This window comes from Mesorhizobium sp. W016, assembly GCF_054719485.1.
Genome location: NZ_JBTTIF010000002.1, coordinates 3,161,050 through 3,184,083 on the forward strand (window position 1 = coordinate 3,161,050; position 23,034 = coordinate 3,184,083).

The 23,034-nt window shown below is 61.4% G+C and carries 26 protein-coding genes; 17 read left to right on the forward strand and 9 right to left on the reverse strand.

Features of this window, described 5'->3' with window-relative positions; translation table 11 throughout:
- Window positions 1-11 precede the first annotated feature (11 nt).
- The gene (locus tag ACYG9V_RS15745; protein ID WP_352764286.1) at window positions 12-1,055 is read right to left on the reverse strand and encodes an aldo/keto reductase; all 1,044 of its coding nucleotides are present in this window, start codon (window positions 1,053-1,055) and stop codon (window positions 12-14) included.
- A gap of 244 nt (window positions 1,056-1,299) precedes the next feature.
- Between ACYG9V_RS15745 and ppk2 the strand changes: the two genes are divergently transcribed.
- Entirely contained in the window at window positions 1,300-2,220 is a 921-nt protein-coding gene (ppk2, locus tag ACYG9V_RS15750; RefSeq protein ID WP_023689516.1) for a polyphosphate kinase 2, read from the forward strand.
- A 228-nt stretch (window positions 2,221-2,448) separates the two neighbouring features.
- Here ppk2 and ACYG9V_RS15755 read toward each other — a convergent pair whose 3' ends face one another.
- Window positions 2,449-3,093 (reverse strand): dihydrofolate reductase family protein, encoded by a 645-nt coding sequence (locus ACYG9V_RS15755; RefSeq protein ID WP_023697456.1) that lies wholly within the window; start codon window positions 3,091-3,093, stop codon window positions 2,449-2,451.
- Window positions 3,094-3,203: 110 nt separating this feature from the next.
- On the reverse strand, window positions 3,204-3,899 hold the full coding sequence (locus ACYG9V_RS15760) for a winged helix-turn-helix transcriptional regulator (RefSeq protein WP_023673004.1): 696 nt from the start codon (window positions 3,897-3,899) through the stop codon (window positions 3,204-3,206).
- 176 nt (window positions 3,900-4,075) lie between these two features.
- On the opposite strand from ACYG9V_RS15760, the gene ACYG9V_RS15765 reads away from it, so the two are divergent.
- Window positions 4,076-4,402 (forward strand): DUF1330 domain-containing protein, encoded by a 327-nt coding sequence (locus ACYG9V_RS15765; protein ID WP_023673003.1) that lies wholly within the window; start codon window positions 4,076-4,078, stop codon window positions 4,400-4,402.
- Between the two features lie 34 nt (window positions 4,403-4,436).
- Here the strand turns inward: ACYG9V_RS15765 and hemB are convergent, their stop codons facing one another.
- The 4 genes from hemB to ACYG9V_RS15785 form a co-directional block, all read right to left on the reverse strand.
- Window positions 4,437-5,492 (reverse strand): porphobilinogen synthase, encoded by a 1,056-nt coding sequence (hemB, locus tag ACYG9V_RS15770; protein WP_352764284.1) that lies wholly within the window; start codon window positions 5,490-5,492, stop codon window positions 4,437-4,439.
- A 704-nt stretch (window positions 5,493-6,196) separates the two neighbouring features.
- A complete protein-coding gene (locus ACYG9V_RS15775; RefSeq protein ID WP_460221972.1) occupies window positions 6,197-6,553 on the reverse strand; it encodes a hypothetical protein in 357 nt (118 codons plus the stop codon).
- A gap of 15 nt (window positions 6,554-6,568) precedes the next feature.
- Window positions 6,569-7,096: a Panacea domain-containing protein gene (locus tag ACYG9V_RS15780; RefSeq protein WP_352764281.1), complete on the reverse strand. Its 528-nt coding sequence runs from the start codon at window positions 7,094-7,096 to the stop codon at window positions 6,569-6,571.
- Window positions 7,097-7,192: 96 nt separating this feature from the next.
- Entirely contained in the window at window positions 7,193-8,140 is a 948-nt protein-coding gene (locus tag ACYG9V_RS15785; protein WP_352764279.1) for an IS1595 family transposase, read from the reverse strand.
- A 103-nt stretch (window positions 8,141-8,243) separates the two neighbouring features.
- Here ACYG9V_RS15785 and ACYG9V_RS15790 point away from each other — a divergent pair, with 103 nt between their 5' ends.
- Window positions 8,244-8,480 carry a DUF6471 domain-containing protein gene (locus tag ACYG9V_RS15790; protein ID WP_352764277.1) on the forward strand — a complete coding sequence of 79 codons (237 nt, stop codon included), beginning with the start codon at window positions 8,244-8,246 and terminating at the stop codon, window positions 8,478-8,480.
- On the opposite strand, the gene ACYG9V_RS15795 is transcribed toward ACYG9V_RS15790, so the two are convergent.
- Together ACYG9V_RS15795 and ACYG9V_RS15800 are read right to left on the reverse strand one after the other, a co-directional pair.
- Window positions 8,419-8,970 (reverse strand): hypothetical protein, encoded by a 552-nt coding sequence (locus ACYG9V_RS15795; protein WP_352764276.1) that lies wholly within the window; start codon window positions 8,968-8,970, stop codon window positions 8,419-8,421. The genes ACYG9V_RS15790 and ACYG9V_RS15795 overlap by 62 nt on opposite strands.
- A gap of 183 nt (window positions 8,971-9,153) precedes the next feature.
- Complete coding sequence (locus ACYG9V_RS15800) at window positions 9,154-10,317, reverse strand: pyridoxamine 5'-phosphate oxidase family protein (RefSeq protein ID WP_352764275.1); 1,164 nt, start codon at window positions 10,315-10,317, stop codon at window positions 9,154-9,156.
- A gap of 263 nt (window positions 10,318-10,580) precedes the next feature.
- On the opposite strand from ACYG9V_RS15800, the gene ACYG9V_RS15805 reads away from it, so the two are divergent.
- The 14 genes from ACYG9V_RS15805 to osmF all read left to right on the forward strand — a co-directional run bounded on the left by ACYG9V_RS15805 (window position 10,581) and on the right by osmF (window position 22,823).
- Window positions 10,581-11,618 carry an enoyl-CoA hydratase/isomerase family protein gene (locus tag ACYG9V_RS15805; RefSeq protein ID WP_352764274.1) on the forward strand — a complete coding sequence of 346 codons (1,038 nt, stop codon included), beginning with the start codon at window positions 10,581-10,583 and terminating at the stop codon, window positions 11,616-11,618.
- On the forward strand, window positions 11,615-12,037 hold the full coding sequence (locus ACYG9V_RS15810; RefSeq protein ID WP_023682398.1) for a DUF6163 family protein: 423 nt from the start codon (window positions 11,615-11,617) through the stop codon (window positions 12,035-12,037). Before ACYG9V_RS15805 ends, ACYG9V_RS15810 begins: the two co-directional genes overlap by 4 nt.
- 203 nt (window positions 12,038-12,240) lie before the next feature.
- Window positions 12,241-12,756, forward strand: a complete 516-nt coding sequence (gene ldtR, locus ACYG9V_RS15815; RefSeq protein WP_023672997.1) for a transcriptional regulator LdtR — start codon at window positions 12,241-12,243, stop codon at window positions 12,754-12,756.
- A 378-nt stretch (window positions 12,757-13,134) separates the two neighbouring features.
- Window positions 13,135-14,388: a L,D-transpeptidase family protein gene (locus ACYG9V_RS15820; RefSeq protein ID WP_352764272.1), complete on the forward strand. Its 1,254-nt coding sequence runs from the start codon at window positions 13,135-13,137 to the stop codon at window positions 14,386-14,388.
- Window positions 14,389-14,422: 34 nt separating this feature from the next.
- Window positions 14,423-14,740: a hypothetical protein gene (locus ACYG9V_RS15825; RefSeq protein ID WP_352764271.1), complete on the forward strand. Its 318-nt coding sequence runs from the start codon at window positions 14,423-14,425 to the stop codon at window positions 14,738-14,740.
- A 171-nt stretch (window positions 14,741-14,911) separates the two neighbouring features.
- Window positions 14,912-16,225 (forward strand): serine hydroxymethyltransferase, encoded by a 1,314-nt coding sequence (gene glyA, locus ACYG9V_RS15830; RefSeq protein WP_352764270.1) that lies wholly within the window; start codon window positions 14,912-14,914, stop codon window positions 16,223-16,225.
- An 80-nt stretch (window positions 16,226-16,305) separates the two neighbouring features.
- Window positions 16,306-16,890: an invasion associated locus B family protein gene (locus ACYG9V_RS15835; protein WP_023689508.1), complete on the forward strand. Its 585-nt coding sequence runs from the start codon at window positions 16,306-16,308 to the stop codon at window positions 16,888-16,890.
- Window positions 16,891-17,028: 138 nt separating this feature from the next.
- Window positions 17,029-17,523 (forward strand): transcriptional regulator NrdR, encoded by a 495-nt coding sequence (gene nrdR / locus ACYG9V_RS15840; RefSeq protein WP_023669351.1) that lies wholly within the window; start codon window positions 17,029-17,031, stop codon window positions 17,521-17,523.
- Between the two features lie 2 nt (window positions 17,524-17,525).
- Complete coding sequence (gene ribD / locus ACYG9V_RS15845; protein WP_023711541.1) at window positions 17,526-18,656, forward strand: bifunctional diaminohydroxyphosphoribosylaminopyrimidine deaminase/5-amino-6-(5-phosphoribosylamino)uracil reductase RibD; 1,131 nt, start codon at window positions 17,526-17,528, stop codon at window positions 18,654-18,656.
- A gap of 12 nt (window positions 18,657-18,668) precedes the next feature.
- The gene (locus ACYG9V_RS15850) at window positions 18,669-19,286 is read left to right on the forward strand and encodes a riboflavin synthase (protein ID WP_352653476.1); all 618 of its coding nucleotides are present in this window, start codon (window positions 18,669-18,671) and stop codon (window positions 19,284-19,286) included.
- Between the two features lie 242 nt (window positions 19,287-19,528).
- Window positions 19,529-20,023: a 6,7-dimethyl-8-ribityllumazine synthase gene (gene ribH / locus ACYG9V_RS15855; protein ID WP_023682391.1), complete on the forward strand. Its 495-nt coding sequence runs from the start codon at window positions 19,529-19,531 to the stop codon at window positions 20,021-20,023.
- The gene (gene nusB, locus ACYG9V_RS15860; protein WP_023682390.1) at window positions 20,020-20,520 is read left to right on the forward strand and encodes a transcription antitermination factor NusB; all 501 of its coding nucleotides are present in this window, start codon (window positions 20,020-20,022) and stop codon (window positions 20,518-20,520) included. The genes ribH and nusB overlap by 4 nt, the downstream gene beginning before the upstream one ends.
- Window positions 20,517-21,734, forward strand: coding sequence for an MFS transporter (locus ACYG9V_RS15865; RefSeq protein ID WP_023682389.1), 1,218 nt, complete (start codon window positions 20,517-20,519; stop codon window positions 21,732-21,734). Before nusB ends, ACYG9V_RS15865 begins: the two co-directional genes overlap by 4 nt.
- A gap of 177 nt (window positions 21,735-21,911) precedes the next feature.
- Entirely contained in the window at window positions 21,912-22,823 is a 912-nt protein-coding gene (gene osmF / locus ACYG9V_RS15870) for a glycine betaine ABC transporter substrate-binding protein OsmF (protein ID WP_023689505.1), read from the forward strand.
- Window positions 22,824-23,034 lie beyond the last annotated feature (211 nt).

Genomic DNA, 23,034 nt, shown 5'->3' on the forward strand with positions numbered 1-23,034 from the left:
GCGCCCTTAAGTCAGATGACGCTGCGGTCCATAACCAGATCGGCCGGGCCGAAGCGGTCCTTCGCCGTAAACTGCTGGTGCCAGTAGGGATAGAGCACCGGAGGCCGGCTGACGGCATCGAGATGCTGGCGTTCATCAAAGGACAGCGTCAGGCTCGCCGCGGCGAGATTGTCTTTCAACTGGGCTTCGTTGCGCGCCCCGATCACCAGCGAGCTGACGGCCGGCCGGCCGAGCAGCCAGGCCAGCGCCACCTGGGCCGCCGAAACGCCGCGTGCCGCACCGATATCGACCAGCACGTCGACAATCCGCCACAGCCGATCCTCGTCGCGGATCGGGGGTTCCGACCAGCCGCCGATCTGGCGCGCCGTCGGACTGTCGCGGCGGTATTTTCCCGACAGCAGGCCGCCGGCGAGCGGGCTCCATACCAAAACGCCAAGGCCCTGGTCGACCGAGATCGGCAAGAGCTCATACTCGGCCTCGCGTGCTTCCAGCGTGTAGTGGATCTGCTGGGTGACGAAGCGCGGCTGGTGCTGGCTGTCGCTGATGCCGAGCGCCTTCATGACCTGCCAGCCGGAATAGTTGGAGCAGCCGACATAGCGGATCTTGCCCTGGGCAACCAGCGTGTCGAGCGCGGCGATGGTTTCCTCGAGCGGCGTCGCGCCGTCCCATTCGTGCAGGAAATAGATGTCGATGACATCGGTCCTGAGGCGCTTCAGGCTCTTCTCGCATTCGCGGATCAGATGATGGCGCGACAGGCCTTCGTCATTGGGGCCCTTGCCGATCCGCATGCGCGCTTTGGAGGCGATCAGCACGTCGTTCTTGCGCTTGCCGCCGAGCGCCTCGCCGATGATCTCTTCCGACAGACCGTTGGAATAGACATTGGCGGTGTCGATGAGATTGATGCCGGCATCGATGCAAGTGTCGATGATGCGCGAGGCCTCCGCGAGATCGGAATTGCCGACGGCAGCGAACGGCCCGCTGCCGCCGAAGGTCATGGTTCCCAAGGTCAGCGCCGAAACTTTCAAGCCGGAACGGCCAAGCGTGCGGTATTCCATGTCTGATCCTCGTAGTTTTGGTGGGGAGGCGGTTTTAGCAGGAAAGGGCGGGGAAGCCCGAACGGGTCCGCTATTTGTAGGACAATTTGAGCGGCTTGTCGCCATGCCAGGGCGCTGGATCGGCAATGCCTCGCTGCTTTGCAGTGAAGACCGGCTGGCCGGCGGCTTGCAATAAAACCGTCATTGCCGGCCTATATCAAGTCGGCTCAGGGTTTCATGTCAGCCGGCAAGCGGAGCAGTGGAAATGAATGAGCTAAAGCAGAATTCTGCGGCCAGGGATTGGCTGGAAGCCGAACTCGCCGACACGCTCGACGAGGACTATGAGCTGGAAATCTCGGAGCCGGCGCTGTCGTTGGAGATCGCCAAGATCTACAAGAACGCGCATCCGCCGTCGATCGATCGCATGCAGTATTTCCGCGACCTGATCGGCTTGCAGTCGGAACTGATCAAGCTGCAGTCCTGGGTTGCCTACCACAAGAAGAAGCTAGTGGTGGTTTTCGAGGGCCGTGATTCCGCCGGCAAGGGCGGCGTCATCAAGCGCATCACCCAGCGCCTCAACCCGCGCATCTGCCGCGTCGTGGCGCTGCCGGCGCCGACCGAGCGCGAAAAGTCACAATGGTATTTCCAGCGCTACGTGCCGCATCTGCCGGCCGGCGGCGAGATCGTGCTGTTCGACCGCTCCTGGTACAACCGCTCCGGCGTCGAGCGGGTGATGGGCTTTGCCGAACCCGATCAGGTCGAAGAGTTCTTCCGCGACGTGCCGGAGTTCGAGCGCATGCTGGTCCGCTCCGGCGTCACGCTGGTCAAATACTGGTTCTCGATCACCGACGAGGAACAGCAGATGCGCTTCATGATGCGCATCCACGATCCGATGAAGCAGTGGAAGCTGTCGCCGATGGACCTGCAGTCGCGCGTGCGCTGGGAGCAGTACACCAAGGCCAAGGAAGAGACGTTTGCCCGCACCAACATCCCAGAGGCACCGTGGTACATCGTCGAAGGCAACGACAAGAAGCGGGCGCGGCTGAACTGCATCGACCATCTCCTCAAACAGCTGCCCTATGAGGACGTGCCGCACGAAGAAATCACGCTGCCCGAGCGGGTGTTCAACCCGGAGTACGAGCGCCAGGTCCTGCCGCGCGAGCTTTACGTGCCGGAGAAGTATTGAGCGTCTTCGCAATTGAAGACACGAGAGGACGGCATTCTTTCGCGCCCCCCTCTGTCCTGCCGGACATCTCCCCCACAAGGGGGGAGATTGGCAGCTTCGCCGATGGCGCCCTTCTTGCTACGTTGATGAGTGGCGAAAGCCGGCGCGACATCCGATCTCCCCCGGCGTGGGGGAGATGTCCGGAAGGACAGAGGGGGCGCGACGGATCGCAATTTTCCCAAATGAGGCTTACACCCGCTTGATCGTCACATGCGTGGCGAGCGCTGTCGCCACCTGCTCGGTGCACTGGTAACCCAGCTTCAGCATATCCAGCCCGGCAAACAGGCTCTCGCCCCTCCCGAGCAACACTGGCGACACAGCCAGATGCAACTCGTCGATGAGCTTCTCTTGCAGATATTGCCGGATGGTGGAAACGCCGCCGCCGACGCGGACATCCTTGCCGCCGGCCGCGGCCTTTGCTTGTTCGAGCGCGGCGTGGATGCCGCCGGCAACGAAGTGGAAAACGGTGCCGCCTTCCATCACAATGGGGTCGCGCTTGTAGTGGGTCAGCACGAAGGTCGGCACGTGATAGGGCGGGTTGTCGCCCCACCAGCCTTTCCAGCTCTCGTCTGGCCATTCGCCGCGGATTGGGCCGAACATGTTGCGGCCGAGGATCCAGGCCCCGACATTGTCGAAGCTGCGGACAGTGAACCGGTCGTCCACATCGGTGGTGCCGCCATCCTTGCCGACCATCTCATGGAAGGTGCGGGTGCCGGTCATCCATTTGTGCAGATATTCGCCACCAACGCCGAGCGGATTTTGCAGGTCCTGGTCAGGACCGGCGCCGAAACCGTCGAGCGACAAGGTGAAGGCATTGACGCGAAGTTTGGACATGGAGACTCCCTTTCGGTGACCAGTTGTGATTTGCAATCAGTATTCAAACTGATTGCATTTTGAAACTAGTATTTTTAGAGGCAAGCCGATCTGTGGAATGCGCAGGGACCTCAAGCCGCCACGCGCTTCGGCATCACCGCAAACGGGCTGAGCCCAAGCCAGATCTGCATCTTGCCGGCGACGTCGAGATCGCCGGTCAGGCTGATCTTGTCGCGTTCCTTGTGAACTGTCGTCAGCCCCATCCAGATCGAGGTCATGGTGCACAGATCGGTCGAGACGTAGAGATCGACGTCGAAGCCCGGATCGTACCAGCAAAGATCGACCTCGCCCTGCTTTTCGACGATCAGCCACCACGATCGTTTTGACGCCGGCAGGTCATGGTACAGGAATTGTATCACAGTGAGCCCGTCCGGCAGCGGACTGGGGTTCAGATTGCGCCGCATGTCCCACATCAGCAGCGACGGATCGAGGTTTTTGAGCGACAGCCTGGCCTCGACCCATTTCTGGCCCCAAAACCCCATCGCCTCGACAACCGGGCGCAAATCCCGGCCCGCCTCGGTCAGCCGGTATTCGAACACGCCCTTCTCGGTCGCGATCTCGGTCCGCTCGACGATGCCTCCCGCTTCGAGATCCCTAAGCCGTTGCGACAGAAGGGTTGGCGACATTTTCGGCACGCCGCGGCGCAAATCGTTGAAGCGGGTCGATCCCGCCACCAGTTCGCGCAGCAGCACCATGGTCCAGCGTGTGCAGAGCAGCTCGGCGGCCATGGAGAGCGGGCAGAATTGCTTGTAACCGGCTTGTGTCATGTGGTGAGCTCCAAAAGATGTTGCCGGACCTTATTCAGAAAACCTGAGTTCAGCCAGTACAGAAGCTGTACTGGCACCCCCGGTACAGTTCTGTGACTGGAGCGGTCCGGCGCCGCCATGCGAGGCAGCGGTCACGTCACCGGGCAGTCCGGTGCCGATCCATGAGGAGTTGGACAATGACCGCTTACGTGATCGCAGACATCAAGGTGAAGGACGACAAATGGGTGCCGGCCTATGCCGCTTCGGTGCATGACCTCGTCCACAAGCATGGCGGCAAGTATCTCGCCCGCAGCGGCAATGTGAAGACGCTGGAGGGCAAGCCGCTCGACACCAGCCTGATCGCCATCATGGCGTTTCCGTCGGCAAAGGCAGCCGAAGCCTTCACCAACGATCCGCAATACGCTCCGTTTGTGGCGGAGCGCCGGAAGGGCAGCGACAGCCGCTTCCAACTGATCGACGATACCGATCTCGCCGGAACGATTCCTTATTTGCCAAAGGCGTGAGGAAAAGCCGGAACCCGGAGCATCCAGGTTCCGGCTAACCCTTCAGCATTTGCGCCACTTCCGGCGCGAAGTAGGTCAGGATGCCGTCGCAGCCGGCGCGCTTGAAGGCGAGCAGGCTCTCCAGCATTGCCTTTTCGCCGTCGATCCAGCCATTGGCGGCCGCCGCCTTGATCATCGAATATTCGCCTGACACCTGGTAGGCGAAGGTCGGCATCTGGAACTCGTCCTTCAGCCGGCGGATGATGTCGAGATAGGGCAGGCCGGGCTTGACCATCAGCATGTCGGCGCCCTCGGCGATATCCTGCTCGGCCTCGCGCACCGCTTCGTCGGAATTGGCGTGGTCGAGATAATAGGTCTTTTTGTCGCCCTTGAGCAGGCCGGCGGTGCCGACCGCCTCGCGGTAGGGGCCATAGAAGGCGGAGGCGAATTTCGTCGCATAGGACATGATCGCCACATCCGAAAAACCGTTGGCGTCGAGCGCGTCGCGGATGGCGCCAATGCGGCCGTCCATCATGTCGGACGGCGCGATGATGTCGGCGCCGGCCGCCGCCTGGATGACGGCCGCGGCGGTCACCTGTTCCACCGTCTCGTCATTGACGATGATGCCGTCGCGCAAGATGCCGTCATGGCCGTGCGAGGTGAACGGGTCGAGCGCCGCATCGGTGATGATGCCGATCTCCGGCACCGCGTCCTTGATGGCGCGGGTGGCGCGGTTGATGATGTTTTCCGGGTCGAGGATGTGCGATCCCGTCTGGTCGCGCAGGCTGAGTTCAACATTGGGGAAGGTGGCGATCGCCGGAATGCCGAGCTTAGCGGCCCGCTCGGCCTCCTTGACGGCGAGGTCCAGCGACAGGCGGAAGACGCCGGGCATGGCGGCGATCGGCTCGCGCGTGTTCTTGCCGTCGATCACGAAGATCGGCCAGATCAGATCGTTCACCGTAAGCCGGTTTTCCTGCACCAGGCGGCGCGACCAGTCGGCCTTGCGCATGCGCCGCAAGCGGCGGCTGCCGGTGATCTCGTCGACGCTGCGCGCACCGCCGGGCTTTGCCGGCGCGAATTTGTTGCTCGTCGCGGGGGTGAATTTGTTCATCGCAAAAACTCCGGGTCGAGGCGGCTTTTACCACGAGGCCTTGCCGCTGACCAATGCGACACGATTGTGCCAGTCGATAACGCGCTGCTTACGGCTTCGGCGGCCACGCCAGCTCGGGGCCGGTTTTGAAGAACGACACATTGTTGGTGAAGATGCTCTCCGGGGCGAGCCGGATCAGGCGCCCGTCCGGATGGTCGATGTCGGCCACATTGTCGATGAACCAGCGGTTCCAGGTCGCCTCCGGGCCGAGATATTTGCGGTCTTATGTAGCAAACGCACCAAGATAGACCAAGCACGCGGCAGCTCGTTCCCCTAAAATCCGGGGATGCCAAGAGTTGCCCCTATCGTCCGCTCCACCCGATACGAACACGCAATCAACACCCTTGTTGCCAAGCGCGCGGAGATTTCCGGCCTTGTCCGGTTCAACGGCGCGAACCTGGCTGACCAGCTACAGCACATAGACGCGGTGCTATTGATCCTAGGCTACAAAGACGACCCGTCGCAGATCACCAGCCCAGCCGCTTCCGCAAGGGCGAGCTTTACCGGCTGATCCTGAAGTGCGAGGCGGAAGGCAGCAAGGCCAACAAGGAAACGGCCCAGCGCATTGTCACGATGAAGGGCTGGGATACGTCAGTTGTCGAGCGCATCAGGCAGTGCGTCAATACCGCGAAGGTGCGGCGACGGCGAAAAGCTAAAGCTGGCCTCTAGCACTTCCCCAAAATTGCGCGGATGTCATCCTTGTCGATTTCCTTCAGATATCGCGCATCCTTTAGCGCAGCGATAATTTCAGGGCAGAGAGCGGGAGAAATCTGACCTAGGATACCTTTGAATCGGATAAATTCCTCGACCACGAAGTCATCAAGTTCGAGCGGGTCACCGCATTCCAAATAGCTGTCATGGTCTAAGAATTTGTGATGAGGGTCGCGCGCAATTAGGACGGCTGGCTTCCAGTGATTTTTTGAATTGATGCGGTAGTACCAGCCTTGCCCAGGATGGATACAGACCACCATTTTAGGCCCGGGCGGCGTAATGGTTCCATCATGAATCCGAATGATCTGCAAAGGAGATATCATCGCTCAAAGCCGCATGAATCTCGCGTTTTCGGTCAGATATTCGATAATCGCCGGCTTATCTTCCGTCTCGTCCAGCATATCTTCATATCGCATAAGGCCAAGGTTTGCCTTTTGCCAATCGGGACCATGCGTTGCTGCCGTGCGTTCACTGAAAGACATTTTCAATGAACGTCCTAGCGCACCCCCAAGAAATTCTAGGTCAGACTGTGAAAGCTCCGACAGATCGACCTCATAATTGCCCTCAAGGCGCAGTCGATAGCCCTGCAATTTCCACGGAAGATGATCGGTATGAATTTCGGCAAGCCAAAGAGCCTCGCCTTTTGCCATCTCGTATATTTCGAGAGGCACAGGGCCAAACTTCATCGCCTTATAGGTGGCTCCGAAGATAGGCCGATGGTAGGCGTTTAGGTGATCTTTATCTGCAAAATAGCACGCTTTAAGAGCCGTATGCAGATCAATATCCTTCGTCTGGCACACCATCCAATGGAGCGCAGCGTATGCCTTACGAGGCGCGAACTTAAATCGAATCATACTCATGTGCTGTCACTTGTAGAATAATTGTCGTTAAGAATCAATATGTTAGTTTTTAGATGGCGTTATCAACGGCTTAGGCTTCCGCCCGTTGCCTCAGTATCCTGCCCACACACGGCTTACAGAATGATTTAGGGCGCCGCCAAGCAGAGCGAAGGCGTTGCCGCCATTTGACCGGCGACGGTGATCTTCAAGCCATGCGGCATGATTGGCGTACTGGTAGAGATACCGGTGCGAGACGTGGTGGTGCTGACCGGCGACCATGCGGCGAAGGCGGCTGAAATAGCTTTCGACCATGTTGGTGTGCTTGCCGTGGCCGTCGCTGTAGCTTTCCGAGTGGTTGATGCGGGTTGAAGCGAACTCGCCTTCCAGCACGTCCCAATGGCTCGCCTCGTCTGCAAACAGCTTGGTGCCAGCCAACATGCGGGCGCGGGCGATATCGACGCCTTCGGCTTCGCGATTGCGGACGAACGTCAGGGTGCGGCCAGCGCGCTCGCGCAGGGCTATCACAACGCGGCGACGGTCTGACTGGTTCTGCTTCATGCGACGGTCCTTGCGGTCATTTACGCGGTTCTCAGGGCGCACCACGCCACCAAAGTAAGCGCCGTCAATCTCGACCTCGCCTTCAAGGGTTTCGTTCTTGGTTTCAGCCGACAGGGCTTCGCGCAGCTTGTGAGCCAGCACGAAGGCGGTCTTGTACTGCACGTCCAGATCGCGAGAGAACTGGACCGCCGACATGCCCTTCGCGCCGTTGACAAACAGGCAGATCGCGGCGAGCAGATCGACAAACGACAGCTTGCGCGATGCAAACATTGTGCCGGACGTGATGGAGAACTGCGCACCACAAGCGGCGCACTTGAACTTGCGACGGGTCGGAATGTCGTAATGATCCAGGCACCCGCATTTCGGGCAAACAGGCTCGCCTTGCGTCGAAGCCCAGCGAAGGCGCTTGAACGTGTCGTAAGCCTTTTCCTCGCCACCCTTGTAAATTTCCTTGAGGGAAAGGGTGCGGCTTTCGGCGGAAAGGAGGAAGTGTTGGGCCATTGTCATCATATCCGGTGATATTGTTCACCGTATATGCGGACTTGTATCGCGAAATACAAGGGCCTATATCATCGAATGTGATGATATTTTTTGAGGCGAGGATATGGCACGCAAGGACGACCCGCAGACCGTCGAATACGAGACGAGAGCCAAGAACCTTTTGAAGTCAGAGTTGAAGCGAAAGGGTGTCACCTACGCCCAACTGGCCGAAAAGCTGGCGGCCATGGGCATTCATGAAACGGAACGGAATCTAAACAACAAGATCAGCCGTGGCGGCTTCACTGCTGCTTTTCTTTTTCAATGTCTGGATTCGATTGGGGTATCGCATCTTCAACTGTAATTAACGGCGCCGCTACGAATGGCTCCATCCTCCCTATGAATTTCTTTGCGAGATCGAAATCTCCCTCTTTGACGTAATATAGATATGTTGAATATATTTTGTTGATTTCCTCATTGTCGTTAAATTCTAATGGAACTAGAGGCATCTCGACATTTTCAAGCCTCTTGTTCATTAAGATCAACCCCTCAGGAACCTTGATCGCCTTTCTGCTCATCCCTTTCTTTTTAAAAGCGTTGGACGTGGCGTCAGCATAGAACATTGCTACCCATTTTCGATATTTAGAGTTTTTCTGTTCAAACTTATTGCTGGCATGCGATACCCATTCATAGAAAACACATCCACTTAGGAATAATACCGGGTAGAGAACGACATTCGAAGTCAATACCATATAAATGAAACTGAACACCGGCGTTACTCCAGACCAGTGTTTAGCAAGAACGTCTGAAAATCCCTCAGTCGAGGCAAAACTTTCAATGTTGAGGGCGAGCACGACCAAAATAGGCCATGTGAGAAACCAACGAACGAATGCTGAGATGCGCGATTTGAAAACCATACACGGCACATTGCCCGGAATCGCATAGGTTGTGGAGTCTTCACTTCTCCCGCAAGATGAATGCCTGTGCATTCTGGGGGGATTGCAATGCGAGTCTTGCTTTTCGCGCTGTTCATGGTGCTAGCCGCCCACGTAAGCGCGCAGGAAGCCCAAGGGGTGACCAAGGAAAGCCCAGCAATAGAAAAAGAACAAGCCAAACCCGCAGATAGCGGCGTTCCCGATGCCGGTAGCCACGGACTTCCGGTCACCATTCTGGAAACTCCAGAACAAGCCGCCAACGCCGCCAAACGTGAAAAGCAATCCGACGATCACGAGGCTGCCGATTTGGATGCCCAGCGCAGGGCCGCTGATGCCGCTGAGCGAAGCGCGGCAACCGCTGAGCGGCAAGAGATACCGGCATGGACCCAAATCTGGCTCGCCATCGTTGGGACGGTAATTGCGATTGTTGCGCTCTTTATCGGGACTTGGAACTCCATAGTCGGAATACGCACGACGAGAGCGCAGTTGCGCGCCTATCTCTCCGTTTTTCATTTCGACTCTGTGGTAACCGACAAGCCCGAACCGGACATCCGTGTTCAAGTCACCTTCAAAAATGCTGGACAGACGCCCGCGCAAAACGTCCGCGTCAATATGGAATGGGAATTGGCTCCTCCGCCATTTGACGAGACGAAGCACTTCGCTGCCATCGTCACTGTCGACGGTCGCGGGACCGTTGGCGCGGACATGCCCTTCTTTGCGACAGTCCGACCCAACAACCCCGACAAACCAGACAGGGTAAAAGTTACTAGGGACGCGATCTCCGATTTGATCGATGGCAAGCTCAAGTTTTGGATCTTTGGCGTCATCGAGTACCAAGACGTTTTCCATCGCGAACACCGGACCCGATTTCGCTATGTAATGCACATCGCTCACGACAACGTGGGCTTCAGCCCTTGCGAGGCTGGCAACGAGCAAACTTAGTGCGGCCACCGCCGCTCGCGCGATCACCGCGCGACCTTTGGTGCGTTTGCTACATAAGACCGGATATTTGTGCAGCGGCCGTTTGAAGCGGTTCGGCGCCATCGCTTCGATGGTGGCGACGCCGCGCAGGCCGAGATGCAGCAGGATGCCGGCCTCATTGTCGAAATGGACGATCTCCACGGCGCAGCGCGGGTCACGTTCGAGGTGTTTGACAGCACTTGCCCCGGTCGAGCCGAGCAGCCAGATCGCAGCGTCCTCCCAGATGAACCACATCGGCGCGTTGCGCGGCGCGCCGTCAGGCGTCACGGTCGCCAGATTGGCCATCAGCGGGCGGCTGAGAACATCATCCGGGTCGAACTTTTTCGCATCTCCCAGCCATGGCTCGGCGCTGCGGTTTCAAGCGTCATGCGTTTGTCCCTGCATCAGAAGAAAGGCTATTTTGCCCGGCAATTTTGCGCGCATTTCTGTCGGGGGCAAAACACGGTCGCGTTCCCTTGCGAAAATCCAAACCGCGCCCGCCGGTTGACGCACCCATGCGCCACCTTTAGCACTTCAGTCCCGCAGGCGCGGGGAGGGATTCTCTGACGATGGATTTTGGCGGCGGCGACGAGATCCGCTTCGAACGGTTGGGCAAGGCGGGCGTCGTCACGCTGACGCGGCCGCAGGCGCTCAATGCGCTGACACATCGCATGATCAAGGCGCTGGACAAGGCGCTCGACGCTTTTGAGCGCGATACCGGCGTCGATGTCGTCATCGTCAAGGCCGAGGGCAGGGCGTTTTGCGCCGGCGGCGACATCATGCACGTCTACGAGGCCCGCGCCGGAAAGCCGCCGGTCGAGTTCTTCGCCGACGAATACCGGCTCAACGCCCGCATTAACAGTTACAAAAAGCCCTACGTCGCGCTGATCGACGGGATCGTGATGGGCGGCGGCGTCGGCATCTCGTTCCACGGCTCGCAGCGCGTGCTGACCGAGAACGCCCAGTTCGCCATGCCCGAAGTCGGCATCGGTTTCTTCCCCGACGTGGGCGGCAGCCATCTGCTGCCTGACCTCGGCGGCAGCTTCGGCATGTATCTGGCGCTGACCGGCAACCGCATCCGCTATGGCGATGCATTATGGTCGGGCCTGGCCACCCACACCATCAAGGCCGCCGACCAGGCTGCCTTTCTCGACCGGCTCTGCGCCAATGGCGATCCGGAATCGGTCCTGCGCGGCTTCTTCGTGCCGGCCCGGCGCGAAACCGCCCAGCCGGTGCTGGAAGCCATCGCCCGGCATTTTTCCCAACCCTCGCTCGCCGAAATCCTCGAGAGCCTGGAGCGGGCGGCAGGCGCCGACGAGTTTGCCGCCAAGACGCTGGCCACCATCCGCACCCGCTCGCCGACCAGCCTCAATGTCGCGTGGCGCCAGATCAGCGCCGGGCTGACGCTGTCGATGGAAGCCTGCATGAAGATGGAGTTCCGTATCCTCAACCGCATGCTGGCCGGGCACGACTTCTATGAAGGCATCCGCGCCGTCCTCGTCGACAAGGGTTCGACGCCGCAGTGGCGGCCGGAAAGCCTGGCCGAGGTCGACGCTGCTTCGGTGGACGCCTATTTCGCGCCGCTCGAACGGGAGCTCGAGCTGTGAGCGAGGTCACGTCGCGGCGCATCGTGCTGCAGCCCTCGGGCGTCGAGATCATCTTCGCCTGGTTTCAGCGCGTCATAGCGGGCTATTGCCTGCTGTTCGGCATCCTGTACTGGATCCGGCTGATCGGCTTTTATCCCGGCCCGCTGTGGCGCTTCGACCTGATGCCGGTGCACTGGCAGGTCGTGGCGGTGATGCTGGCCGTGTTCTTCCCCTTCGCCGCCGCGGGCCTGTGGATGCTGGCGTCATGGGGCCCGGTGATCTGGTTCATCTGCGCGGTGACCGAGACCATCATGTATGCCGGCTTCCCCGATCTGTACGGCCACCGGCCGCTGATCGTCTTCTCGCATGCCGCGGTGGCGCTGCTCTACATCGCCTTCCGCGTCGTTATCTGGATGCGCAAGCGCCCCGCGCGCGCCTGAAACGCCGCCCCGCAGCCATTGGCTAAATCTTTAGGTTAATTATCCTTGCTCGGGTGACCGTTCGTTAAGCGTCTTGCGAAACCTATTACCGGTAAGCTCTTGTTAGCCCTAGCGTTTAAGTCGAATTTTATGAGTATTCGATAGTGTCGCAATCAAGGTGAAAAACAAAAAATCACCAGGGCGACAAACGAGAGGCAAAGACAATGATCAATTCGCGTCCGGCGGCGAAGACCGCCAACGTATCCGACGATCGCCGCGAGGCTATCCGTTCGCTTTACATGGAATCGCTGCAGCTGGTCGAGCGTCTGCATCGCCGTCTGCTTGACGTGATCAAAGACGAGTTCGACCGCAACGGCCGTTCCGACATCAATGCCATCCAGGCGCTGCTTCTGTTCAATATCGGCAATTCCGAACTGACCGCCGGCGAGCTGCGCTCGCGTGGCTACTATCTCGGCTCGAACGTCTCCTACAATCTGAAGAAGCTGGTCGATCTCGGCTTCATCAACCACCAGCGCTCGCGCATCGACCGCCGTTCGGTCCGCGTTTCGCTGACGCCGAAGGGCAATGAAGTGGCGGAAGTCGTCGCCGGTCTCTATGAGCGCCATGTCGGCTCGATCGAACAGGTCGGCGGCATCAACAGCGAAGAGTTCAAGCAGATGAACCGCGCGCTGCAGCGCCTCGACCGCTTCTGGAACGACACCATCGCCTACCGGATGTAATCAGCGGGCCATTGAATAGCAGCTGCGCCGGAAGAAGCGCGGCCGGAGGAAAGTCTCAGCCAACAGGCCGGTGCCGAAAAGCACCGGCCTTTTCTTTTCGAGCCGCCGGCGTTCCAAATTCGGCGCAAAGCCACGTTGCCGCCATATTCGCGGTGGAAGCGAGGGGTGTGGGTATGCGGCGGCGGAAGCTGTTCGCGCGCCTGTAAGGTCTCATCGCCGTCCGCTTTTCGCGGCCAGGTGATGCAGGTCATGGTTGGCTAATAGTTAACAGTGCCAACTTTAAAGTGCGGGCGATATCGCCCAAGATCGAGCACGTAGCCGAACGCTGCAACAGCCAAACGCTACAAGCCAAACACGACAAGAATGTCTGGAACGTCCATGAGAACCAGCCGCCGCTTTTTCCTTTCCGGAGCTTCCGCGCTCGCCGTTGCCATGGTTGCCAATGCCGCCAGCGCGCAGGATGTGATCGACGATATCCTGAAATCGTCGAACCGTGGCAATTGGGACGACCAGTTCGACGCCCGCGCCTCCGAAGGCGGCAAGGTCGCCTCGACGCTGCCGATCTTCAGCCTACAGACGGTTGCCTTCACCGAACAGGCTGTGGCGCAGTATCAGAACATCGTCGCCCAGGGCGGCTGGGGCGAGGTGCCGGCGACAAAGAAGCTGCAGCTTGGCGTCGACGATCCGGACGTGGTGCCGCTGCGCAAGCGGCTGATGGTTTCGGGCGATCTGGCGCAGAGCGCCGGCATTTCGACGTCGTTCGATTCCTACGTCGACGCCGCGGTCAAGCGCTTCCAGGCGCGCCATGGCCTGCCGACCGACGGTGCCATGGGCAAGTACACTTATGCGGCGATGAACGTTTCAGCGCAGATCCGCCTCGGTCAGCTGCAGACCAATCTGGAGCGCCTGCGCGAAAAGGCCGGCACGCTGGGCAGCCGTTATGTGCTGGTCGATATCCCGGCGGCACAGATCGAGGCGGTCGAGAACGATCGCGTCGTGCTGCGCCACACCGCAATCGTCGGCAAGATCGACCGCCAGACCCCGGTGGTCAATTCCAAGATCAACGAGATCATCGTCAATCCTTACTGGAACGCGCCGGTCTCGATCGTGCGTAAAGACATCATTCCGCTGATGCGGAAGAACCCCGACTATCTCAAGGACAGCCATATCCGCCTGTTTGCGCCGGATGGCAGCGAAGTCGATCCGATGACTGTCGATTGGTCGACGGATGATGCCGCAAAATACCGCTTCCGCCAGGATCCGGGTTCCGGCAACGCCATGGCCTCGGTGAAGATCAACTTCCCCAGCCCCGACGGCGTCTACATGCACGATACGCCGCAGCAAAGCCTGTTCGGCAAGATGATGCGCTTCGATTCCTCGGGCTGCGTGCGCGTGCAGAACGTGCGCGACCTCGTCACATGGATCCTGCGCGACACACCCGGCTGGGACCGCCAGCATTTCGAGGCGACCATCAAGACCGGCGAGAACACGCCGGTGCAGGTCGTCAACCCGGTTCCGGTCCACTTCCTCTATGTGTCGGCCTGGTCGACGGGTCCGGGCGTCGTGCAGTTCCGCGACGACGTCTACGCGCTCGATGGCGCCAGCGAACTGCAGATCACCTCTTCGCTCTAAGCGGCTGATCTCCTTCAGGAAAGGCCACCGCAAGGTGGCCTTTTCCGTTCGAAGTCCCACGAGGCGGGGCTGGTGGCGCCGGCCATGCGCCAGGCTTGCCGCCGCCGAAAACATCGTCGCCGGCTACCGGCGCCGGATCGCCACTTCGGACGAGGCCGACGACGCCCGGGCGGAGGCCCGCGAAGCCGGGCGGCTGGAGCTCGAAATGCGGCTTGCCGGCATCGAGGCCGAGCGCATCGCCGTGCGCGACATGTTAAGCAGCGGCGCGATCAACGACCATACGGCGCGGGCGCTGTTTACCGAGATCACGCTCACCGAAGCCTTGCTGCAGGGGCGGCAGGAGCGAAAATAGCGGTTCAGGGCCGCTCTGGCGCAATCCGGCCAGCAAATTTCGCGCTGCAAACGTGGCGAGGCGAAAACAACTGTGTTAATGGCGCGGCAATGCATGTCGCCCGGAACCGTGCAGCGGTTTCGGGACAACGATATGCATAGATAAATGCCCCGAACCGAAGGATTTCAGGCCATGGCAACTGCAGCGGCAGCGTCGAACAAGTTCGAATCCTTCTTCGAAACCACGCTGGAAGATGCCGATCCGGAGATCTTCGGCTCGATCCGCAACGAGCTTGGCCGCCAGCGTCACGAGATCGAGCTGATCGCCTCGGAAAACATCGTTTCGCGCGCCGTGCTCGAGGCGCAGGGCTCGATCATGACCAACAAATACGCCGAGGGTTATCCGGGCAAGCGCTATTATGGCGGCTGCCAGTTCGTCGACGTCGCCGAGGAACTCGCCATCGAGCGCGCCAAAAAGCTGTTCGGCTGCAACTTCGCCAATGTCCAGCCGAATTCCGGCAGCCAGATGAACCAGGCGGTCTTCCTGGCGCTCTTGCAGCCCGGCGACACCTTCATGGGCCTCGACCTGAATTCCGGCGGCCACCTGACGCACGGCTCGCCCGTCAACATGAGCGGCAAATGGTTCAAGGTCGTTTCCTACGGCGTGCGCAAGGACGACCATCTGCTCGACATGGACGCGATCGAAAAGACCGCGCATGAGACCAAGCCGAAGCTGATCCTGGCCGGCGGCACCGCCTATTCGCGCATCTGGGACTGGAAGCGCTTTCGCGAGATCGCCGATGCGGTCGGCGCCTATCTGATGGTCGACATGGCCCATATCGCCGGCCTGGTTGCCGGCGGCGTGCATCCGTCACCGCTGCCGCACGCCCATGTCGTGACCACGACCACGCACAAATCGTTGCGCGGCCCGCGCGGCGGCATGATCCTGTGCAATGACGAGGACATCGCCAAGAAGATGAACTCGGCGGTTTTCCCCGGCCTGCAGGGCGGGCCGCTGATGCATGTCATCGCCGCCAAGGCGGTCGCCTTCGGCGAGGCGCTGAAGCCGAGCTTCAAACTCTATGCCGAGAGTGTCGCCGCCAACGCGAAGGCGCTGGCGTCGAGCCTCAAGGAAACCGGCCTCGACATCGTCTCCGGCGGCACAGACAACCATCTGATGCTGGTCGATCTCAGGCCCAAGAACGCCACCGGCAAGCGCGCCGAGGCAGCGCTCGGGCGCGCCAACATCACCTGCAACAAGAACGGCATCCCGTTCGATCCGGAAAAGCCTTTCGTCACCTCTGGCGTGCGTCTGGGCACGCCGGCCGGCACCACGCGCGGCTTCGGCCAGGCCGAGTTCCGCGAGATCGGCAAGCTGATCGCCGAAGTGCTGGACGGGCTGAAGGTCGCCAATTCCGACGAAGGCAATGCGGCGGTCGAGGCGGCGGTGAAGGCAAAGGTCGTGGCGCTGACCGATCGTTTCCCGCTCTATCCCCATCTCGGTTGACCACCAGCGGCGCTTCGTCTTTTATCCCGCGCTCTGCGCCGCTTGCTGTCCGGGCGGCGCGGCCTGTTGGAGATCTGACGATGCGCATGTTCCGTCCTGCCGTTCTGGCCTTCATCGGCTCGCTTGCCGCTTTCACCGCGTCAGGCGCGATAGCCCAGGAGCAGACGCAGCCGGGCACGGATATCCCGGCCACCAACACCTTTGGCAGGTGGACCACCATCATCGATGCGCTCGACACCGGCCAGGATTCGCACAAGACCTGTGCGGCCTCGACAGCCTTTGTCGACGGCAACGGCAATGCCGGCACGCTGACGCTTTCGATCTCGACTGGCGACGCCCTGCCGCCCGATGCCTATCCGGCGATCATGTTCACCATCGCCAACAAGGAGCTGCCGACCGGCAAGAAGATCGCCGCGACCTTTGGCGACCCCGGCGTCAAGGTTTCCGCGACCGTCTATTCCAATGATGCCGGCCGCCCGAGCTGGACCGTCGACAACCAGGCCAAGACCAGTCTCGCTTTGTTGCGGGCCATGCGCCAGGTCATCTCGCTCGATGTGACGTTCGGCAAGCAGGCTGTCGCCAGCATCCCGATGGATGGCTTCACCAAGGCCTACCGCAACCTCGGAACGTCCTGCGGCTTCCCGACCAAGGACGTCGCCCCCTGACATATCTGGCGCGGCTGGCAATTTTCCTCCCGCCTCGCTATCTCTGAGGGCGCGAGCGGCCGTTGCCGAACCTTTGCCGTCCCGGCAAAAACCTCTAAGCCTATCGTTCCGCCAGAATCGCCAACCCGAAGGCTCTCCATGCGCTGTCCCTATTGCCAGTCCGAAGATACGCAGGTGAAGGATTCGCGCCCCGCCGAGGATGGCGCCGCGATCCGCCGGCGGCGCGTTTGCCCCGATTGCGGTGGCCGTTTCACCACCTTCGAGCGCGTCCAGTTGCGCGACCTCGTGGTGGTCAAGAAGTCCGGCAGAAAGGTGCCGTTCGACCGCGACAAGCTCTTGCGTTCGGTGGAGATCGCGGTGCGCAAGCGCAATGTCGATCCCGAGCGCATCGACCGCGCCGTCACCGGCATCGTGCGCCAGCTCGAAAGCTCCGGCGAGACTGAAATCGCCTCGGGCGAGGTCGGCCGGCTCGTCATGGAAGCGCTGAAGTCGCTCGACGACGTCGCCTATGTCCGCTTCGCCTCTGTCTATCGCAATTTCCGTGAGGCCAAGGATTTCCACGATGTGCTGGGTGAGCTCAAAGGCGACGAGCTCAAGGGCGACGAGCTGAAGAGCGAAGAGGACGCCGGCTGAGCATGGCAACCCAAACGTCAGGGAAGGCCGATCAGCAGGCTCTCGATCGCGGTTTCATGGCGGCAGCGCTGAGACTCTCGCGCCGAAATGCCGGCCGCACCTCGACCAACCCTTCGGTCGGCACCATCATCGTTCGCGACGATGGCGCCGGGCCGATGATCGTCGGCACCGGCGTCACCGCTGTTGGCGGCCGGCCGCATGCCGAGACCGAGGCGCTGGCTGAAGCCGGCGAGTTGGCCCGCGGTGCCACCGCCTATGTCACGCTGGAGCCCTGCGCCCACCATGGCCGCACCCCGCCTTGCGCCAACGCGCTGGTCAATGCCGGAGTGGCGCGGGTCGTCGGCGCCGCCAGCGATCCCGATCCGCGCGTCTCCGGCAAAGGCTATGCCATCCTGCGCGCCGCCGGCATCGAAGTGGTCGAAAAGGTGCTGGCCGAGGAAGCCGCCGAGCAGATGGCCGGCTATTTGATTCGGTCCCTGAAAAAGCGCCCGGAAGTGATTCTGAAGCTTGCGCTTTCCAGCGACGGCAAGATCGGCAGGCACGGCGCCGGCCAGGTCGCGATCACCGGCGATATCGCCCGCCGCGAAGTCTATCTGATGCGCGCCGAAGCCGATGGCATACTGGTCGGCATCGGCACGGCGCTGGAGGATGATCCGGCGCTCACCGTGCGGCTGCCGGGGCTGGAGAACCGCTCGCCGGCGCGCATCGTGCTCGACCGCCAGATCAGGCTGCCGGAAGCCTCGAAGCTGGTCTCCGGCACCGACCGAGTGCCGCTCTATGTCGCCGCGAGCCTGGGGGCCGATCCGCTACGGCGGTCGGTGCTGGAGCGTGCCGGTGTGCGCTTCATCGGCACCGAAACCCATGAAGGCGGCGTGGCCTTGCCGGAACTGCTCGAGGATCTCGGCGCGCTCGGCATGGCCAGCGTTCTGGTCGAAGGCGGCGCCAAGGTGGCCAGCGCCTTCCTCGCCGAAGGACTGATCGACCGCATCGTGCTGTTCCAGGGGCCGGAAGCGATCGGCGAGGGCGGCATTGTATCGCCCGTCGACGCCAACCATATCCCGGCAGGCTTCCGCAAATTGCGCGAGATGCGCTTCGGGGAAGATGTCTATGCGGAATGGATAAGGGACCTCTAGGGATCAGCATCGATGTTTACCGGAATTGTCACCGATATCGGCACCGTCGCGGCCGTCAAGCCGCTGAGCGAAGGTGTCGGCCTGCGCATCGACACTGCCTATGATCCCGCGACCATCGCCATTGGCGCCTCGATCTCTTGCGGCGGCGTCTGCCTGACGGTCACGGCTTTGCCCGACGATGGCTCGAACGCCCGCTGGTTCGAGGTCGAAGCCTGGGAAGAGGCACTGAGGTTGACCACGGCGTCGGGCTGGAAATCAGGCACCAGGGTCAATCTGGAGCGGGCGCTGAAGATCGGCGACGAGCTCGGCGGCCACATCGTCTCCGGCCATGTCGATGGCATGGCCGAAATCGTCGAACGCAAGGAAGAGGGCGATGCGGTGCGCTTTACGCTGGAGGCGCCGCGCGAACTGGCGAGATTCATCGCGCCAAAAGGCTCGGTCGCACTTGATGGCACCTCGCTTACCGTCAACAAGGTCGAGGGCACCCGTTTCGACGTGCTTTTGATCCATCATTCGCTGACCGTGACCACTTGGGGCGAGCGCAAGGTCGGCGACAAGGTCAACCTCGAGATCGACACCATGGCCCGCTACGCCGCGCGCCTAGTCGAGGCGGCGAAAGAGGGGCTTTGATGGCCGCAAGACTCACAATCGAACAGAAAAAGCGGCTTACGCGCGAAGCAATGGCCGATGTAGTCGGGGGTCGTGTAGTGGATCACGAAGCTGTTCTCGTCTGGGCTGAAAGCCTCTGCAGCGAGTGCCCGCTACCGACGCCCAGCCCAAAGACGCGCTAGGCCAGGCTTCGCCTCCAGCAATCTTCCGCTTGCGATCAAACCGGCTTCAGCCTAAGTCACCGGCTACCCCCGGAGACATTTATGGCTGGCACATCCCAACACGGCAAAGCGTTCATTCGCCCGAAGAAGAAGGCCCACCTTCTGATCATCGAGGCGCGCTTTCATGACGATCTTGCCGACGCGCTGCTCGACGGCGCGACGAGCGCGCTCGACGAAGCTAGCGCGACCTATGACGTCGTCACCGTTCCCGGTTCGCTGGAAATTCCAGCCGTGATCACTTTTGCGCTCGACGGCATGGGCGAGGGCGGCAAGGACTATGATGGTTTTGTCGCGCTCGGCACCATCATCCGCGGCGACACTTATCATTTCGACATCGTCGCCAATGAATCGAGTCGCGCGCTGATGGATCTCTCGGTCCAGGAAGCGATTGCGATCGGCAACGGCATCCTGACCACCGAGAACGACGCGCAGGCCTGGACGCGCGCCAAGCGCTCGGAGGGTGACAAGGGCGGCTTTGCCGCGCGCGCGGCGCTGACCATGATCGCGCTCAAAGAGAAGCTGGGAGCGCAATCGTGAGCGAACCCGCTTCGCCCGGCCAGCCCGCGATACGCCACGCCAACAAGCGTGGCGCCGCCCGTCTGGCCGCCGTGCAGGCGCTTTACCAGATGGACGTGGCCGGCAGCGGCGTCTTCGAGATCACCGCCGAATACGAGGCGTTCCGGCTCGGCAAGGAAGTCGACGGCGCGCTTTATCGCGAGGCCGACGCGCAGTGGTTCCGCGCCATCCTGGCCGGCGTCGTCGAGAACCAGACGACCATCGATCCGATTATACGCCAGGCGCTGACGGAAGACTGGCCGCTGTCCAGACTCGATTCGACGTTGCGCGCCATCCTGCGGGCTGGCGTCTACGAACTGATGAAGCGCGACGACGTGCCGGTGGCCGTCATCGTTTCGGAATATGTCGACATCGCCAAGGCCTTCTACGAGGAAGACGAGCCGAAGCTGACCAACGCCGTGCTCGACCGTGTGTCGCGCCGGGTGCGGGGCGAGGGGCGCGGCAAGGACGCATTGTGACCGGCACCGTCCCCGGCGCAGCAAGGGAAGCGCGCCGCACGGCGATCATCCTGGCGACGTCGCAGGCGATTATCGGTTCGGCCGCGCCGATTGCCATTTCCATGGGCGGGCTGGCCGGGCAATATCTGCTTGGCCCCGATAAGTCGCTGGCAACGGCGCCAATCACCGGCTTCAACATCGGCGTGGCGCTCGGCGCGTTGCCGGCCGCGGCCATCATCCGCTGGCTCGGCCAGCGCGGCGGCTTCATGACCGGCACCATCGTGACCGCGCTTGGCGGCGTCATCTCCACGCTGGCACTGTTCCACGCCAGCTTCTGGCTGTTCGCTTTCGCGCTGCTGGTGATCGGCGTCGGCGGCGCCTTCGTCCAGCAGTTCCGCTTCGCCGCCGCCGATAATGCTCCGCCCGAATTCAAGGCGCGCGCCATTTCCTTCGTGCTGGCCGGCGGCGTCATCACCGCGATCCTCGGGCCGCAGATCGTCATCTTCACCCGCGAATTGCTGGCGCCGGTGATGTTTGCCGGCTCGTTCGTGGCCATTCCGGTTCTGGCGGCGGCCGGCGCCATCATCCTGTCATTCCTGCGCATCCCGGCCAAGGCTCCCGGCCACGCGGAAGTCGCGTCAAGCGACGCCCGGCCGCTGTCCGATATCGTCACCCGGCCGCGTTTTGTCGCGGCGCTGTTTTGCGCCGTCGGCAGCTATGCGCTGATGAGTTTCGTCATGACCGGCGCGCCGCTGGCCATGGTCGGCTGCGGCCTGTCGACAGACGACGCCACGCTCGGCATTTCCTGGCATGTGATGGCGATGTTTGCGCCGAGCTTCTTCACCGGATCGCTGATCCATCGCTTCGGCGCCGAACGCATCGTCGCCACCGGCCTGGTCCTGCTCATCGGCTGCGCCGCGGTGGCATTGTCCGGCCTGCATTTGTGGCAGTTCTGGACGGCGCTGATCCTGCTTGGCCTCGGCTGGAATTTCGCCTTCATCGGCGCCACCTCCATGGTCGCCGACAGCTACCATCCGTCCGAAAAGAGCAAGGTGCAGGGCTTCCACGACTTCGTCCTGTTCGGCTCCGTCGCCTTCGCCTCGCTAATGTCGGGCGCCATCTACAATGCCTGGGGCTGGGAGATGCTGAACTGGCTGGTTTTCCCGGTCGTCGCCCTGTGTTTCGTCGCCCTTGGCGCGCTCAAACTGACCGGATCGCGCAAAGCCCGCGCCTGATCCGGTTCTATCTTTGGCTTGGCACGACCTGTCAGCATGGCGCCGACCGAATCGCGGCGACCGCACAAAATTATTGCGTCTGTACCCATTGTTATGAAACCGTGTGCCCCGACGGGGCGTTGAAGCCATGCTCATATGCGGCCACCGCATTTCGGTCCAAAGCAAGGGGTTTTCACAATGTTTTCAGTCAAGATTCTGGCCGGCGCGGCGTTGGCGCTCGGCATCACGGCCGCCTCCGCCAATGCCCAGGTGGTCGTCTCCTCGAAGATCGACACCGAGGGCGGCGTGCTCGGCAACATCATCCAGCTTGTGCTCAACGCCAACAACATCAAGACCACCGACCGCATCCAGCTCGGCGGCACGCCGGTGGTACGCAAGGCGATCACCGCCGGCGAGATCGACATCTATCCCGAGTACACCGGCAATGCCGCTTTCTTCTTCGAGAAGGCCGACGATCCGGTCTGGAAGGATGCCGCCAAGGCCTATGAGACCGCCAAGAAGCTCGACTATGACGCCAACAAGATCGTCTGGCTGTCGCCGTCACCGGCCAACAACACCTGGGCGATCGCGCTGCGCAAGGAGGTTGCCGAGACCAACAAGCTGGCGACCCTGACCGACTTCGGCAAATACGTCGCCGGCGGCGGCACGGTGGTTTTGGCGGCGTCGGCTGAGTTCGTCAATTCGGCGGCAGCCCTGCCGGCGTTCCAGACCACTTACGGCTTCACGCTGAAGCCGGAGCAGTTGATCACGCTTTCGGGCGGCGACACCGCCGCGACAATCGGTGCTGCCGCCAACCAGACCAACGGCGCCAACGCCGCCATGGTCTACGGCACCGACGGCGGCATCGCGCCGTCCGGCCTGGTCGTGCTCGCCGACGACAAGGGCGTGCAGCCGGTCTACCAGCCGGCGCCGATCATCCGCGAAGCGGTGCTGAAAGAGCATCCGGAGATCGAGACGCTGTTGAAGCCGGTGTTCGCCAAGCTCGACCTCGTCACGCTGCAGGAACTCAACGGCCGCGTCCAGGTCGGCGGCGAGCCGGTCAAGGGTGTCGCCGAGGACTTTTTGAAGAAGAACGGGTTTTTGAAGTAGTCAGCGCATAGCTGATCGTGACGCTGGTGCGAGACACCCCTCTCTGGAAGCTGCTGATCTCCCCCCTTGCGGGGGAGATGTCCGGCAGGACAGAGGGGGGTGCTGTCCCGCCGACCTCACAACCGGTAGCAGGTGCGTGCCTCGACAGGGTTGCTTCCGAACAGGCCGACGCTCGAGAGCTGACGATCCTTCACACCCCCCTCTGGCCTGC